This window comes from Pseudomonas sp. PDM10 (assembly GCF_014852295.1).
Lineage (GTDB): Bacteria > Pseudomonadota > Gammaproteobacteria > Pseudomonadales > Pseudomonadaceae > Aquipseudomonas.
The window spans coordinates 699158-713143 of sequence record NZ_JACVBJ010000003.1 but is presented as its reverse complement, the minus strand read 5'-3'; the positions used below and the strand labels follow the sequence as shown (position 1 = coordinate 713143).

16 protein-coding genes and 1 tRNA gene are annotated in these 13986 nt (G+C 59.1%); 11 read left to right on the top strand and 6 right to left on the bottom strand.

The features are described from left to right. Window position 1: 1 nt before the first annotated feature. A tRNA-Ile gene (locus IB252_RS14380) sits at window positions 2–78 on the top strand. Between the two features lie 81 nt (window positions 79–159). Here the strand turns inward: IB252_RS14380 and IB252_RS14375 are convergent. From IB252_RS14375 to IB252_RS14365, 3 genes are all read right to left on the bottom strand, one after another. Further along, window positions 160–465: a helix-turn-helix domain-containing protein gene (locus IB252_RS14375; RefSeq protein ID WP_056741296.1), complete on the bottom strand. Its 306-nt coding sequence runs from the start codon at window positions 463–465 to the stop codon at window positions 160–162. Further along, complete coding sequence (locus IB252_RS14370) at window positions 458–823, bottom strand: type II toxin-antitoxin system RelE/ParE family toxin (protein WP_056741295.1); 366 nt, start codon at window positions 821–823, stop codon at window positions 458–460. The genes IB252_RS14375 and IB252_RS14370 overlap by 8 nt, the downstream gene beginning before the upstream one ends. A 159-nt stretch (window positions 824–982) precedes the next feature. Then, window positions 983–1630 carry a peptidase M41 gene (locus tag IB252_RS14365; protein WP_192409304.1) on the bottom strand — a complete coding sequence of 216 codons (648 nt, stop codon included), beginning with the start codon at window positions 1628–1630 and terminating at the stop codon, window positions 983–985. Window positions 1631–1835: 205 nt separating this feature from the next. On the opposite strand from IB252_RS14365, the gene IB252_RS14360 reads away from it, so the two are divergent. The 10 genes from IB252_RS14360 to IB252_RS14315 all read left to right on the top strand — a co-directional run bounded on the left by IB252_RS14360 (window position 1836) and on the right by IB252_RS14315 (window position 12848). Continuing rightward, entirely contained in the window at window positions 1836–2297 is a 462-nt protein-coding gene (locus tag IB252_RS14360; protein WP_007980298.1) for an Lrp/AsnC family transcriptional regulator, read from the top strand. A gap of 260 nt (window positions 2298–2557) precedes the next feature. Beyond that, window positions 2558–4240: a flavin monoamine oxidase family protein gene (locus tag IB252_RS14355; protein ID WP_046052381.1), complete on the top strand. Its 1683-nt coding sequence runs from the start codon at window positions 2558–2560 to the stop codon at window positions 4238–4240. A gap of 12 nt (window positions 4241–4252) precedes the next feature. After that, window positions 4253–5047 (top strand): carbon-nitrogen hydrolase family protein, encoded by a 795-nt coding sequence (locus tag IB252_RS14350; RefSeq protein WP_134104661.1) that lies wholly within the window; start codon window positions 4253–4255, stop codon window positions 5045–5047. Between the two features lie 48 nt (window positions 5048–5095). Then, the gene (gene pqqF / locus IB252_RS14345; protein WP_192409269.1) at window positions 5096–7528 is read left to right on the top strand and encodes a pyrroloquinoline quinone biosynthesis protein PqqF; all 2433 of its coding nucleotides are present in this window, start codon (window positions 5096–5098) and stop codon (window positions 7526–7528) included. 154 nt (window positions 7529–7682) lie between these two features. Further along, window positions 7683–7757 (top strand): pyrroloquinoline quinone precursor peptide PqqA, encoded by a 75-nt coding sequence (gene pqqA, locus IB252_RS14340; protein WP_009045898.1) that lies wholly within the window; start codon window positions 7683–7685, stop codon window positions 7755–7757. 76 nt (window positions 7758–7833) lie between these two features. Further along, a complete protein-coding gene (gene pqqB / locus IB252_RS14335) occupies window positions 7834–8745 on the top strand; it encodes a pyrroloquinoline quinone biosynthesis protein PqqB (protein ID WP_192409268.1) in 912 nt (303 codons plus the stop codon). A 139-nt stretch (window positions 8746–8884) separates the two neighbouring features. Then, entirely contained in the window at window positions 8885–9637 is a 753-nt protein-coding gene (gene pqqC / locus IB252_RS14330; RefSeq protein ID WP_192409267.1) for a pyrroloquinoline-quinone synthase PqqC, read from the top strand. Continuing rightward, entirely contained in the window at window positions 9634–9909 is a 276-nt protein-coding gene (gene pqqD, locus IB252_RS14325; RefSeq protein ID WP_059407406.1) for a pyrroloquinoline quinone biosynthesis peptide chaperone PqqD, read from the top strand. The genes pqqC and pqqD overlap by 4 nt, the downstream gene beginning before the upstream one ends. 34 nt (window positions 9910–9943) lie before the next feature. Further along, window positions 9944–11056: a pyrroloquinoline quinone biosynthesis protein PqqE gene (gene pqqE, locus IB252_RS14320; RefSeq protein WP_192409303.1), complete on the top strand. Its 1113-nt coding sequence runs from the start codon at window positions 9944–9946 to the stop codon at window positions 11054–11056. Then, the gene (locus tag IB252_RS14315; RefSeq protein ID WP_192409266.1) at window positions 11022–12848 is read left to right on the top strand and encodes an alpha/beta hydrolase family protein; all 1827 of its coding nucleotides are present in this window, start codon (window positions 11022–11024) and stop codon (window positions 12846–12848) included. The genes pqqE and IB252_RS14315 overlap by 35 nt, the downstream gene beginning before the upstream one ends. Window positions 12849–12981: 133 nt before the next feature. Here the strand turns inward: IB252_RS14315 and IB252_RS14310 are convergent, their stop codons facing one another. The 3 genes from IB252_RS14310 to IB252_RS14300 form a co-directional block, all read right to left on the bottom strand. Further along, a complete protein-coding gene (locus tag IB252_RS14310; RefSeq protein WP_007904205.1) occupies window positions 12982–13140 on the bottom strand; it encodes a YqaE/Pmp3 family membrane protein in 159 nt (52 codons plus the stop codon). Between the two features lie 83 nt (window positions 13141–13223). Then, the gene (locus tag IB252_RS14305) at window positions 13224–13544 is read right to left on the bottom strand and encodes a helix-turn-helix domain-containing protein (protein WP_192409265.1); all 321 of its coding nucleotides are present in this window, start codon (window positions 13542–13544) and stop codon (window positions 13224–13226) included. After that, window positions 13537–13893: a type II toxin-antitoxin system RelE/ParE family toxin gene (locus IB252_RS14300; RefSeq protein WP_111448576.1), complete on the bottom strand. Its 357-nt coding sequence runs from the start codon at window positions 13891–13893 to the stop codon at window positions 13537–13539. Before IB252_RS14300 ends, IB252_RS14305 begins: the two co-directional genes overlap by 8 nt. Window positions 13894–13986: the final 93 nt, after the last annotated feature.

The following is a 13986-nucleotide window of genomic DNA, read 5'->3' as shown; positions in this document are numbered from 1 at the left end:
AGGGCCTATAGCTCAGTTGGTTAGAGCAGGGGACTCATAATCCCTTGGTCGTAGGTTCGAGTCCTACTGGGCCCACCAAACAAGAAAGCCGCGCAATGCGCGGCTTTTTCGTGTCTGCTGGAATAACTCAATCGCGACGAGCGCCTGCCGAAACATCACTCAGTTGGCAAAATTCTCGATCCTGACCTGGCCCTCAGGAAAGGTCGCGATAATTTCCAGTTCGCCGCCCATGGCGCGGATGTAGTTTCGCAGGGTGCTGATGTACATGTCTGTGCGCCGCTCCATTCTGGAGATCGCTGCCTGGTTGACGTGCAACGTCTTGGCCAGCGTTTCCTGGCTCAGCTCTTGAGCCTTACGCAGCTCGTGCAGGGGCATTTCTTTCAAGTGCTGCTGGAACAACCGCTCTGCGTTAGCGCGAGACTCCGGCGTCATGCGAGCTTGCAGTTCAGCAAATTTTTTAGCCATCGTTGCGGCCCTCTTTACGCAATGTTTCCAAATGGTCGTCATACAATGTTTCCGCCTGCGGGACATGCTCGTCATACCAACGGTTTCGACCGGTTTTGTCCCCTCCGATTAAAAGTAACGCGCATCGGCGTGGATCAAACGCATAGAGCACACGATAAGGCCGACCCGCATGCTGCACCCTCAACTCTCGGAGATTGCCCAGTCGTGAGCCTTTAATATCGCTGCTATGCGGGTAACGCAGACCCGGCCCGAAAAACCCCAGCAGATCGACGCTGGCTGAAACCGAGGCTTGCTCCTTTGCATCCAACCCCTCCCACCAACCTTCAAATTCATCGGTGTATTCAATCTCCCAGCCCATACCAATATGCCACCCAAGAAATATGATCTCAAGGGAATAACTCTAGGTTTTAATGGCCGTGCGACCACCTTGGTTGCCAATGAAATTGTTAACGGTGGTTTCTGCTTGGATCTGGGTGTTCGGGGCTTCCAATCTTCATACGTGCAGATCACTCTCAACTTAGGAAGCAACCGTTAACGCGGGAATAGCCTGCACCAGCCGCAGCCGCTCAAGCATTTCACCCGTCCATACGACTTCATACGTATCCGCCGCCCTACCCCACTGCTCCACGATGACCATGCCGTCTACCAGCGCCCCTCCCAATCCGGTAATCGTCTCGGACAATTGCTCTACGATCGTTTGAGTCCGAAACCACACACGATCAGTAATCTCTTTCAGCTCAGCCGTGATGCGGTCAGACGACGCCGGACCCGTATCGGGGTAGGCGATGTTGCGCAGCAAGTGCCGTAACTCCCTTATTTTTGCGTAATCCTGTTCCGCCCCGAGCTCTCCTTTGAGGATGGCTGTCGCTTTCGATTTATCGACGCGTTTGTCGAGCGAAGGCTTTGAAACCAATGCCTGCCCCATAGCGCCAGCAAAGAGGACCATCATCCGGGCTTCCAGGTGTTCCCTCATGGCGTCCATCGACGAAATTGACCGCACCAAGCTAATGGACGCCCCGCCTTGATGCCGCAAGTCCATGGTCACTGTCAGGGTCACACCACCCGTTTCAAACCCCAAGGCTCGGGCAATCACGTAGTGAGCCATTTCGTGATTGGCAATCTGCAACGCACGTTCCCGTACAGCGGGCGGCATTTTCTTTGTCATTTCCATTGCCTCGCATCCCTCGATTTCGCATTCGACTACGACTGACTGTTGGTGTCCATCCTGTCGATCGCGCCTTGTTCAAGCCAAAGAAAAACCCGACATGTGGAAAACGCTATGAACGGTGCTTAGGAGAGATCAACCCTCCGCAGTGCGAGATGTGCCTGTAACATGCCAACCCATTGATCTGTGCTGCTGGAGACGACCCTTGCCTGACACCCGCCCGCCCGTTCTTGACGAAATCGACCGCCAATTGATTGCAGCCCTGCAGATCAATGCCCGCGAAAGCGTAGCCATGCTCGCCCGCCAATTGGGCATCGCTCGCACCACCGTCACTTCGCGGTTGGCCCGGCTGGAAAAAGCCAAGGTGATCACCGGTTACGGCGTGCGTTTGGGTCAACGTGTCGTGGATGGCGGCTTGCAGGCGTACGTCGGGATCACGGTGCAACCGCGCTCGGGCAAGGAGGTGTTGCGGCGTCTCAGCGCGATGGCTCAGGTGCAGCAGTTGTGCGCGGTCAGTGGCGAATTTGATTACGTGGCTTGGTTGCGCACCGATTCACCTGAGCAGCTGGATCAGTTGCTGGATCAGATCGGCAGTGTGGATGGGGTGGAGAAGACCACGACCTCGATCATTCTCAGCAGCAAGATTGACCGCGGCCAGCCGGTTTGACCACATTCCCATGTGGGAGCGAGCCTGCTCGCGAAGAGGGCGTGTCAGTCGGCATGGATGCTGACTGACGCACCGCATTCGCGAGCAGGCTCGCTCCCACATTGAACAGTGTGTATCGAAACATCGTCACTTTGATCATAAAACTGGCAAAACGACGACACATTGCGTCTTATTAACGTGTTCTACGCTCTCTAGAATGGCTGGCATCTTTTCCTATACTCAGACGCGCATGCCGCGTCCGGTCGCCAGCAAGGTCAGCCATGAACAAGAACAATCGCCATCCTGCAGACGGTAAAAAACCAGTCACCATTTTCGGTCCGGACTTTCCCTTCGCTTTCGACGACTGGATCGAGCATCCGGCCGGCCTGGGCAGCATCCCTGCGCACAACCATGGCACCGAGGTAGCGATCGTCGGTGCCGGCATCGCTGGTCTGGTGGCCGCCTACGAATTGATGAAACTGGGCCTCAAACCCGTCGTCTACGAAGCCTCGAAAATGGGCGGCCGTCTGCGCTCCCAGGCATTCAACGGCGCTGAAGGCATCATCGCCGAGCTCGGCGGCATGCGCTTCCCGGTGTCGTCCACCGCGTTTTATCACTACGTCGACAAGCTCGGCCTCGAAACCAAACCGTTCCCGAACCCGCTGACACCGGCCTCGGGCAGCACGGTGATCGACCTCGAAGGCCAGACCCATTACGCACAGAAACTGGCGGATCTTCCTGCACTGTTCCAGGAAGTCGCCGACGCTTGGGCCGACGCGCTGGAAGCCGGTTCGCAGTTCTCTGACATCCAGCAAGCGATCCGCGACCGCGATGTGCCGCGCCTCAAAGAGCTGTGGAACACCCTCGTTCCGCTATGGGACGACCGCACCTTCTACGACTTCGTGGCCACTTCCAAAGCCTTCGCCAAACTCTCGTTCCATCACCGCGAAGTGTTTGGTCAGGTCGGTTTCGGTACCGGCGGCTGGGACTCGGACTTCCCGAACTCGATGCTGGAAATCTTCCGCGTGGTCATGACCAACTGCGACGATCACCAGCATTTGGTGGTCGGCGGCGTGGAGCAAGTGCCATTGGGGATCTGGCGTCATGTGCCGGAACGTTGCGTGCACTGGCCGGAAGGCACCAGCCTCAGCTCCCTGCACAACGGCGCGCCACGTACCGGCGTGAAAAAAATTGCCCACGCGGCAGACGGGCGCTTTGCCGTCACCGACAACTGGGGCGACACCCGCGAATACGCGGCGGTGCTGACCACGTGCCAGAGCTGGCTGCTGACTACCCAGATCGAATGCGACGAAACCCTGTTCTCGCAAAAGATGTGGATGGCCCTCGACCGCACCCGCTACATGCAATCGTCGAAAACCTTCGTGATGGTCGACCGGCCATTCTGGAAGGACAAGGATCCGGAAACCGGCCGCGACCTGATGAGCATGACCCTCACCGATCGCCTGACCCGCGGCACTTATCTGTTCGACAACGGCGACGACAAGCCGGGCGTGATTTGCCTGTCGTACTCGTGGATGAGCGACGCGCTGAAAATGCTCCCGCAACCGGTGGAAAAACGCGTGAAACTGGCGCTGGATGCGTTGAAGAAGATCTACCCGAAAGTCGACATCGCGGCGCGGATCATTGGTGATCCGATCACTGTGTCCTGGGAAGCTGACCCGCATTTCCTCGGCGCTTTCAAAGGCGCCCTGCCCGGCCACTACCGCTACAACCAGCGCATGTACGCGCACTTCATGCAGGCCGATATGCCGGCCGAGCAGCGCGGGATTTTCATCGCTGGCGACGATGTTTCGTGGACGCCAGCCTGGGTCGAAGGCGCGGTGCAGACCTCGCTTAATGCGGTGTGGGGCATCATGAAACACTTCGGCGGTGAAACTCACGCCGAGAACCCGGGTCCAGGAGATGTGTTCAACGAGATCGGTCCGATCGCCCTGCCCGAGTAAGAGGAATCCGAAATGCGCGTAGCCCTTTACCAATGTCCACCGCTGCCCCTGGATGTCGCAGGCAATCTGCAACGTCTGCATCAATTGGCGCTGGAGGCCAAGGGCGCGGATTTGCTGGTGCTGCCGGAGATGTTTTTGACCGGTTACAACATCGGCATCGATGCCGTCAGCGTGCTGGCGGAGGTGCACAACGGTGAGTCGGCGCAACAGATCGCGCGCATCGCCAAGACGGCCGGGATCGCCATTTTGTATGGTTATCCCGAGCGCACCGAGGACGGGCAGATCTACAACGCCGTGCAGTTGATCGACGCCAATGGCGAGCGGTTGTGCAACTACCGCAAGACTCACCTGTTCGGCGACCTCGATCACTCAATGTTCAGCGCCGGGCCGGATGAGTTTCCGCTGGTTGAACTCAATGGCTGGAAGCTCGGCTTCCTGATCTGCTACGACCTGGAGTTCCCGGAAAACGCCCGACGCCTGGCCCTGGCCGGCGCCGAGCTGATCCTGGTGCCGACGGCGAACATGATTCCCTACGACTTCATCGCCGACGTCACCGTCCGTGCCCGGGCCTTCGAAAACCAGTGTTATGTGGCTTACGCCAACTATTGCGGCAACGAAGGCGAGATCCAGTATTGCGGCCAGAGCAGCATTGCTGCGCCGGATGGCAGCCGCATCGCCCAGGCCGGGCTCGATGAAGCTCTGATTGTCGGTGAGCTGGATCGTCAGTTGATGGTCGACTCCCGCGCCGCCAATCGCTACTTCCTCGATCGTCGCCCCGAGCTTTACAGCGAGCTTAACAAGCGCTGATCCATCGTTATCCGCTAGCATTGGCACTTCTCTGCTCTGGAAGTGCTCATGCCTGCGCTGAACCACCCCCACCCTCACACTGAAACCCTGGCCAACGGTCTGCGGGTGACGCTGCGTCATGCTCCTGATTTAAAGCGCAGTGCTGCTGCGTTGCGGGTCGCGGCGGGCAGCCATGACGTGCCGCTGGCCTGGCCCGGACTGGCGCACTTTCTTGAACACCTGCTGTTTCTCGGCACAGAGCGTTTTCCCGCAAGCCAAGCACTGATGGCCTACGTCCAGGGCCATGGTGGTCAGGTGAATGCGCGGACCAGTGAACGCACCACGGACTACTTTTTCGAGTTACCGCCTCAGTCATTTGCCGGGGGACTGGAACGCCTGTCGGACATGCTCGCTCATCCGCGTATGAATCCTGACGATCAGCGACGGGAACGGGAAGTACTGCACGCAGAATTTGTCGCCTGGTCTCGGGATACGACCGCTCAGCAGCAATTCGCGCTGTTCGATGGTCTTTCAGCGGCGCATCCGCTGCGGGCGTTTCATGCCGGCAACCGCTACAGCCTGCCGGTGCCGCAACCTGAGTTCCAGCACGCCTTGCAGGGTTTCTATCAGCGGTTTTATCAGACCGGGCAGATGACGTTGAGCCTGACTGGGCCGCAGAGTCTCGATGAGTTGAGGGCAATGGCTCAGCGCTTTAGCGCTGCGATTCCCGTAGGGGAAAAGGTGCTGCAACAAGCGCCTACATCGCTGATGGATTCTTCGGACAAAAGTTATCAACAGGCTGGAGCGCGGCGACTGGATCTGCTGTTTGCCTTCGAAGCATTGCCCGATTCATCGCCCGAGGCGCTGGCGTTCCTGTGCCATTGGCTGAACGCCGCGAAACCCGGTGGTCTGCTGGCGGAACTGCGCGAGCGCGGGCTGGCTGACAGCCTGAAAGCTGCGCCGTTGTATCAGTTCGCCGGCCAGGCTTTGTTGCACATCGAGTTCACGTTGCATGCCAACGCGACGCCCAACGGGATCCGCGAACAGCTACAGGATTGGCTTGGATTCTTTGCCTCACAGCAACCCTGGGCCGGCTTGCGTGAAGAATACGCCGCCCTGCTGCAACGTCAGCAGCAAGTCAGCGGCGCCCTGCAACTGGCCCGACTGGACAGCGAACAGCGTGAAACCGGGTTATCCGAATCGGGTGTTGCAGCCCTCAAGGACGTCCTGAAACAAATCGGCGCTGTGGATAACTTCACCGGCCAATGGCAACTGCCAACACCTAATCCGTTTTTACGCGCAGAGGCTCCGGCCCCAAGTGCCGGACTGATCCGCGGCCAGACCAGCAAACACCGAGGCCTGCGGACCTTTGCCCAGGATCGCTCGCGCGGTCGTCGCGAACGTTCGCCCATGCAGTTCAGTCAGGCGTTGCCGGATAACAGTGCCGAAGGTGCCGTTTACCTGCGCTGGCGTCTGGACTCGGCACCTCGCAGCAACGTTCAGACGAGCCTGGAAAACCGCCTTCAGCCGTTGCGTGAAGACGCGCGTCAGGCAGGTGTCGACTTTTCCTTTAGCGCATCAAGCAATGAATGGCTGCTGAAAATGATCGGGCTACAGGAGCCGATGCCGACCGTCCTTGAACATGTGCTGAAAGAACTGACAACAGCCGATGCCGGTTTCTCGCAAGAAGAGCCGCCGAGTGTTGCGTTAATGCCGATTCGACAGTTGCTAAAAGCGCTGCCTGATCACTGCCTTGAGCGCACCGCTGACTCGGACGATTTGATGCAGCTTTGGTCAAGCGCACGCTGGGATGGTCTGGCGACCGGCCTGTCCGCCCAGACACAAGCGGCGATGGGCCTTGCCTTGAGTCGTTTGCCTGGCACTGCGGACAATCAACTGACACCGCCCTCGCCGATAAACGCGCAGCATCTGTGGAGCGCGGTCGATACCGGGTCCAGCGAACATGCGCTGCTGCTCTTCTGTCCGACCGCAACGGCAAACATCGCTGACGAAGCCGCCTGGCGCTTGCTGGCTCATGTCTGCCAGACGCCGTTTTACCAACGCCTGCGGGTAGAACTGCAACTCGGTTATGCGGTGTTCAGCGCCCTGCGGCAGATCCATGGGCAGACAGGGCTGTTGTTCGGCGTGCAATCACCCAGCGTCGCCCCTCTGGATCTGCTGGAACACATCGAACACTTCCTGAGCGGATTGGCCGGGATGATCGACGACATCGATGACGAGGCTTTCATCGACCAGCGCCAGGCACTGGCCGATCAATTCGATAGCGCGGCGCTGCCCAATGCGCAGGCCGCCGAACTGCTCTGGCAGGGCAAACTGGCCGGCCACTCGTCGGATTATCTGGAGTTTCTACCTCAGACGATTCTGATGATCGACCGTGAAACCTTACTGGCCGCAGCACAACGACTGAATCAGGCCGAAGGCGGTTGGCGCTGTCTGGCCAGCGGACCGTGCCCGGGCTTGCCTTGGCAAGCGGCAAAATGATCATTACCGGTGCTGCAATTAGCTTTCTCAAAGATTCCCGGTCAATCACCCTGTAATTTTGAGTAACATAGCCACCTAACTATCTGAACATCTCCGGCTGGAGGTGGACTATATGTATAGATCTCAACTGTCCCATCACCTGAAGGAGCGCTCTATGTCCTGGTCCAAACCTGCTTACACCGACCTGCGTATCGGCTTTGAAGTCACCATGTACTTCGCAAGCCGCTAATCTTTTTGTAGCGCAGTGCAACGCCTCGGCTCGCCGGGGCGTTTTTATTTTCAGTTTTCAAAATGATGGAGCGGCCATGTTTGTCCAGATTCTAGGTTCCGCCGCCGGCGGTGGTTTCCCCCAGTGGAACTGCAACTGCGTGAACTGCGCCGGTTTTCGCGATGGCAGCCTGAACGCCAAGGCGCGGACCCAGTCGTCCATCGCCATTTCCGATAACGGCGTGAATTGGGTGTTGTGCAACGCATCGCCGGACATCCGCGCCCAACTCCAGAGCTTCGCCCCGATGCAACCGGGCCGCGCCCTGCGCGATACCGGCATCAACGCGATCATCCTGATGGACAGCCAGATCGACCACACCACCGGCCTGCTCAGCCTGCGCGAAGGTTGCCCGCACCAGGTCTGGTGCACCGACATGGTCCACGAAGACCTGAGCACCGGTTTCCCGCTGTTCACCATGCTGACCCACTGGAACGGCGGGCTGACCTGGAACCCGATCGAGCTCGACCGCAGCTTCACCATCCCGGCCTGCCCAAGCCTGCGCTTCACCCCGTTTCCACTGCGCAGCGCCGCCCCGCCGTACTCGCCGCACCGTTTCGACCCGCACCCCGGCGACAACATCGGCCTGATCGTTGAAGACCTCAACACCGGCGGCAAACTGTTCTACGCACCGGGCCTGGGCAAGGTCGACGCACCGCTGCTCGAGATCATGGCCGGCAGCGATTGCCTGCTGGTGGATGGCACGATGTGGGATGACGACGAAATGCAGCGCCGTGGCGTCGGCACCCGCACTGGCCGGGAAATGGGCCACCTGGCGCAGAACGGCCCCGGCGGCATGCTGGAAGTGCTGGAACAGCTGCCCAAGCAGCGCAAAGTGCTTATCCACATCAACAACACCAACCCGATTCTTGATGAGGATTCGCCGGAGCGTGCAGAACTGGCTCGGCGCGATGTTGAAGTGGCGTATGACGGCATGAGTATTGTGCTGTAGGACATCGAGACCGCTGCGCGATCTATCGCCAGCAGGCTGGCTCCCACAGTTGGTCGCATTCCAATGTGGGAGCCAGCCTGCTGGCGATAAGGCCCGACCAGACACCACATAATCCGATGGTTGTTCCCGGAGAACCGAAATGACTGACACAGCAATGTCCCCCGCCGAGTTCGAAGCGGCCCTGCGCGCCAAAGGCGCCTATTACCACATCCATCACCCGTACCACGTGGCGATGTACGAAGGCCGGGCAACGCGCGAACAGATCCAGGGCTGGGTCGCCAACCGTTTCTACTATCAGGTGAACATCCCGCTCAAGGACGCCGCGATCCTCGCCAACTGCCCGGATCGCGAGATTCGTCGTGAGTGGATTCAGCGCCTGCTCGACCATGACGGCGCCCCCGGCGAAGACGGCGGCATCGAAGCCTGGCTGCGCCTGGGTCAGGCCGTCGGCCTCGACCCGGATCAACTGCGCTCGCAGGAATTGGTACTGCCCGGTGTACGTTTTGCCGTCGATGCCTATGTCAACTTCGCCCGCCGTGCCAGTTGGCAGGAAGCCGCCAGCAGCTCGCTGACCGAACTGTTTGCGCCACAAATCCACCAGTCGCGCCTCGACAGCTGGCCGCAGCATTACCCGTGGATCGACCCGACGGGTTACGAGTATTTCCGCACCCGCCTGGGTCAGGCACGTCGCGACGTGGAACATGGCTTGGCGATCACTTTGCAGCACTACACGACGCGGGCCGGCCAAGAGCGCATGTTGGAAATTCTCCAGTTCAAACTGGACATTCTTTGGAGCATGCTCGATGCCATGAGCATGGCCTACGAACTGAAACGCCCGCCGTATCACAGCGTGACCGAGCAGCGGGTCTGGCATAAAGGAATCACCTTATGAGTTTTGATCGCAGCAAGACCCCGACCTGGCGCACCGGCTACCGCTTCCAGTACGAACCGGCGCAGAAAGGTCATGTGCTGCTCTACCCGGAAGGCATGATCAAACTCAACGAAAGTGCCGCGATGATCGGCGGTTTGATCGACGGCGAGCGTGACGTCGCGGCGATCATCGCCGAACTGGACGCGCAGTTCCCCGGCGTGCCCGAGCTCGGTGACGACATCGAACAATTCATGGAGGTCGCCCGTGCTCAGCACTGGATCGAACTGGCCTGAATCCGCGTCAGACAAGTTACCGCGCAAACCGGAAATCGGCCTGCCGCTGTGGTTGCTGGCCGAGCTGACCTATCGCTGCCCGCTGCAATGCCCGTACTGTTCCAATCCGCTGGACTTCGCCGAGCAAGGCAAAGAACTGAGCACCGAACAGTGGATCAAGGTTTTTCGCGAAGCGCGGGAGATGGGCGCAGCACAATTGGGCTTCTCCGGCGGCGAACCGCTGGTGCGCCAGGACCTCGCCGAGCTGATTGCCGAGGCGCGCCAGTTGGGGTTCTACACCAACCTGATCACCTCCGGCATCGGCCTGACCGAGCAAAAAATCAGCGACTTCAAGAAGGCCGGCCTGGACCATATCCAGATCAGCTTTCAGGCCAGCGACGAGCAAGTGAACAACTTGCTGGCCGGCTCGAAAAAAGCCTTCGCCCAGAAGCTGGAAATGGCCCGCGCCGTGAAAGCCCACGGTTATCCGATGGTGCTGAACTTCGTGACCCATCGGCACAACATCGACAAGATCGACCGGATCATCGAGCTGTGCATCGCCCTTGAAGCGGACTTTGTGGAACTCGCCACATGCCAGTTCTACGGTTGGGCGCAGCTCAACCGGGTCGGTCTGTTGCCGACCAAGGAACAACTGGTCCGCGCCGAACGCATCACCAACGAATACCGCGCCAAACTGGAAGCCGAAGGGCATCCGTGCAAGCTGATTTTCGTCACCCCTGACTATTACGAAGAACGCCCGAAAGCCTGCATGAATGGCTGGGGCAGTATCTTTCTGACGGTCACGCCGGACGGAACCGCCCTGCCCTGTCACGGTGCCCGACAGATGCCGGTGCAGTTTCCCAACGTGCGCGACCACAGCATGCAGCACATCTGGTACGACTCGTTCGGCTTCAATCGCTTCCGCGGTTACGACTGGATGCCCGAGCCGTGCCGTTCCTGCGACGAGAAAGAAAAAGACTTCGGCGGCTGTCGCTGCCAGGCCTTCATGCTCACAGGGGACGCGAGCAACGCCGACCCGGTGTGCAGCAAATCGGAACATCACGGCGTGATCCTCAAGGCTCGCGAAGAAGCCGAACACACGACCCAGACCATTGAACAACTGGCCTTTCGTAATGAACGAAATTCACGACTCATCGCTAAAAGCTGAACCCTTCAGCGCTGCCAGGGCCGTCGCGGCCGGCATCGACTTCGCCGAGTTACAGGTCGGCCCACATGGCCTGTTCTGGAACGAATACCGACCCGAGGATGCCGCCTGCCGGATCTGGCATTGGCGCGACGGCCAGGCGCATTGCCTGACGCCAGCGGGCTTCAGTGTGCGCAGTCGGGTGTACGAATACGGCGGCGGCGCGTTCTGTCTGACCGATGACGGGATCGTGTTCGTCAACGAGGCGGACCAACAGCTGTATCGACAGTCGCTGGCCGGCGAGACACCTGAGTTACTGAGCTCAGGCGAATGTCGATATGGCGATCTGCAGTTCGCTGACGGGCAGGTATTGGCGGTTGAAGAAAACCGCGATCGGCATCGTCTGGTGGCTATCGACCTGGCTGACGGAGTACGTCATCTGCTGGCCGAAGGCGCTGATTTCTATGCCGCGCCGACGTTGAGTCCCGACGCGCAACGACTGGCGTGGATCGAGTGGAGCCGCCCGGATCAGCCATGGACCGCGACTCGCCTGATGGTTGCCGAACGCCAGAACGATGGTCGTTTTGCTCTGCCACGTTGCGTGGCGGGCGAAGACGCTGAGGAATCGCTGCAACAACCGAGATTCGATACAAGCGGCCGTCTGTTTTGCCTGACTGATCGCGGCGGCTACTGGCAGCCTTGGGTGGAATCGGCGGACGGTCTGAGCCCGCTGCCGAGTGCCGCAGCGGATCATGGGCCTGCGCCGTGGCAGCTGGGTGGTTGCACTTGGTTGCCGCTGAACGAAGGTCGTTATCTGGCGAGCTGGACCGAAGACGGCTTTGGCAGACTGGGGCTTTGTGGTGATGCCGGTGAAGATTTCACCGGCGATTACAGCCGCTTCCGCTCTCTCGCACTGGATGAGCAGTTCATTTACTGCATCGCCGCTTCGCCAGTCAGTTCGTCCGCAGTCATTGCCATCGACCGCCACACCCGGCAGGTCAAAACATTGGCTGGCGGTATTGCACCGTTGCCCGCCGAGCAGATCAGCGTCCCGCAAACCCTGCGTTACCCCAGCGGTTCGCGCGAGGCCCACGGCTTCTTCTATCCAGCGATGACCGGTGATGCGAAACCGCCTCTGGTGGTGTTCATCCACGGCGGCCCGACATCGGCCTGCTACCCCATGCTCGATCCGCGTATCCAGTACTGGGCGCAACGCGGCTTCGCCGTGGCCGACCTCAACTACCGCGGCAGCAGTGGCTATGGTCGGGCTTATCGGCAAGCGCTGCATTTGAGCTGGGGCGAAGTGGACGTGGAGGACGCCTGCGCCGTCGTCGCTCATCTTGCCGAGAGCGGATTGATCGACTGCAACAAGGCCTTTATTCGCGGCGGCAGTGCCGGCGGCTACACCACTCTGTGTGCGCTGGCCTTTCACACAGTCTTCCGCGCCGGTGCCAGCCTGTATGGCGTCAGTGACCCTGTGGCGCTGGGCCGGACGACTCACAAGTTCGAAAGCGATTATCTGGACTGGCTGATCGGCGACCCGGAGCAGGATGCCGAACGCTACGCCGCACGAACGCCGTTGCTGCATGCGGGCAACATCAGCGTTCCGGTGATTTTCTTTCAGGGTGAACTGGACGCTGTGGTGGTGCCGCAACAGACCCGCGACATGGTCACGGCGCTACAGGACAACGGCATTCTGGTTGAAGCGCATTACTACGCCGACGAACGCCATGGCTTTCGCAAGGCCGGCAATCAGGCCCATGCGCTGGAGCAGGAGTGGTTGTTTTATCGAAGGGTGATGGCGTTGGCGGACTGAAACCTGCGGCCCGTGCAGGAATGGTGTTGCCCCATTCGCGAGCAGGCTCGCTCCCACAATGGATCTGTGGTGTACAGAAATCCTTGTGGGAGCGAGCCTGCTCGCGAAAGCGATCTAACGGGCGCCGCTAAACTCAGCGCTTGGCAATGATGTACACCGCATGCACGATCCCGGGGATGTAACCGCACAGCGTCAGCAAAATATTCAGCCAGAACGCCCCGGCGAAACCGACTTGCAGAAACACACCCAGTGGCGGCAACAGAATGGCGATGATGATGCGAATAAAGTCCATGGGGTTAGCTCCTGATGGAAGTTGGCTCGTGCGAGCCTACAGCTAATCGACCTTTACCGTTCGTCAGGGTTCAGTGCGGTTCTTCAGGCCAGTATCTCAAGACCGTGTTTCTGAACGATGCTCAACAACTTCAGCGCCATGCCGCTGGGGTGCTTGTCTCCCGCTTCCCATTGTTTAACCGTCGAGGCGCTGGTGTTCAGATAACGCGCAAACACTGGCTGGCTTACGTTGTTGCGTTCGCGTAACGCTTTGATCTGCTCAGCGGGGATCGCATCTGGAACTGTTGCAAGACATGATTCATCGAATTTGCGCATGGTTGCCTTGCTGATTGCACCGATGGCAAACAAGGCACTGGCTGACTCGTGTATCGATTCCGAAATTTCATTTTTGAATTTTTTACTCATGAGGTATCTCCACAAACTCCTTCATATCCAGCAAGCGCTGGATTTCCATCTCGGTCAGCCCTCCATACGTCTTGGCTAACTCGCGCAAGTCGGCCAACTGCCTCGGACTGATATTGCTCTGGTCTTTCTTGGCATACAGAAACTGATAAACCCAGTAACGGCCACCTTTGGCCAAAACAATTGACCGATGACGGTTGGCATTCAACCGTTTTTTCCAGACCCCGCCGCCGAGATTGTCCGCCTGGCCGTTGAGCATTTCGGCGAATGCTTCACGAAGCTCGTCATCATCGATCCAGGCCTTCCCGACTTGCATCGAAAAACGTTTCGTTTTGAATAACCTTGGTGACATCGGCTTCCCTTCCAAAACATACCACCCAGTGGTATAGAATTCAAAGCCAGTTCCACGACAATATTGTTTCACTGGCACCGACACTCCTTGCCG

Excerpts from the sequence above, each read along its gene's own strand:
- IB252_RS14375 (WP_056741296.1), bottom strand. The coding sequence starts at position 465 with ATGGCTAAAAAATTTGCTGAACTGCAAGCTCGCATGACGCCGGAGTCT.
- IB252_RS14370 (WP_056741295.1), bottom strand. The coding sequence starts at position 823 with ATGGGCTGGGAGATTGAATACACCGATGAATTTGAAGGTTGGTGGGAG.
- IB252_RS14365 (WP_192409304.1), bottom strand. The coding sequence starts at position 1,630 with ATGACAAAGAAAATGCCGCCCGCTGTACGGGAACGTGCGTTGCAGATT.
- IB252_RS14355 (WP_046052381.1), top strand. The coding sequence starts at position 2,558 with ATGAACAAGAACAATCGCCATCCTGCAGACGGTAAAAAACCAGTCACC.
- IB252_RS14350 (WP_134104661.1), top strand. The coding sequence starts at position 4,253 with ATGCGCGTAGCCCTTTACCAATGTCCACCGCTGCCCCTGGATGTCGCA.
- pqqF (WP_192409269.1), top strand. The coding sequence starts at position 5,096 with ATGCCTGCGCTGAACCACCCCCACCCTCACACTGAAACCCTGGCCAAC.
- pqqB (WP_192409268.1), top strand. The coding sequence starts at position 7,834 with ATGTTTGTCCAGATTCTAGGTTCCGCCGCCGGCGGTGGTTTCCCCCAG.
- pqqC (WP_192409267.1), top strand. The coding sequence starts at position 8,885 with ATGACTGACACAGCAATGTCCCCCGCCGAGTTCGAAGCGGCCCTGCGC.
- pqqD (WP_059407406.1), top strand. The coding sequence starts at position 9,634 with ATGAGTTTTGATCGCAGCAAGACCCCGACCTGGCGCACCGGCTACCGC.
- IB252_RS14315 (WP_192409266.1), top strand. The coding sequence starts at position 11,022 with ATGAACGAAATTCACGACTCATCGCTAAAAGCTGAACCCTTCAGCGCT.
- IB252_RS14310 (WP_007904205.1), bottom strand. The coding sequence starts at position 13,140 with ATGGACTTTATTCGCATCATCATCGCCATTCTGTTGCCGCCACTGGGT.
- IB252_RS14305 (WP_192409265.1), bottom strand. The coding sequence starts at position 13,544 with ATGAGTAAAAAATTCAAAAATGAAATTTCGGAATCGATACACGAGTCA.
- IB252_RS14300 (WP_111448576.1), bottom strand. The coding sequence starts at position 13,893 with ATGTCACCAAGGTTATTCAAAACGAAACGTTTTTCGATGCAAGTCGGG.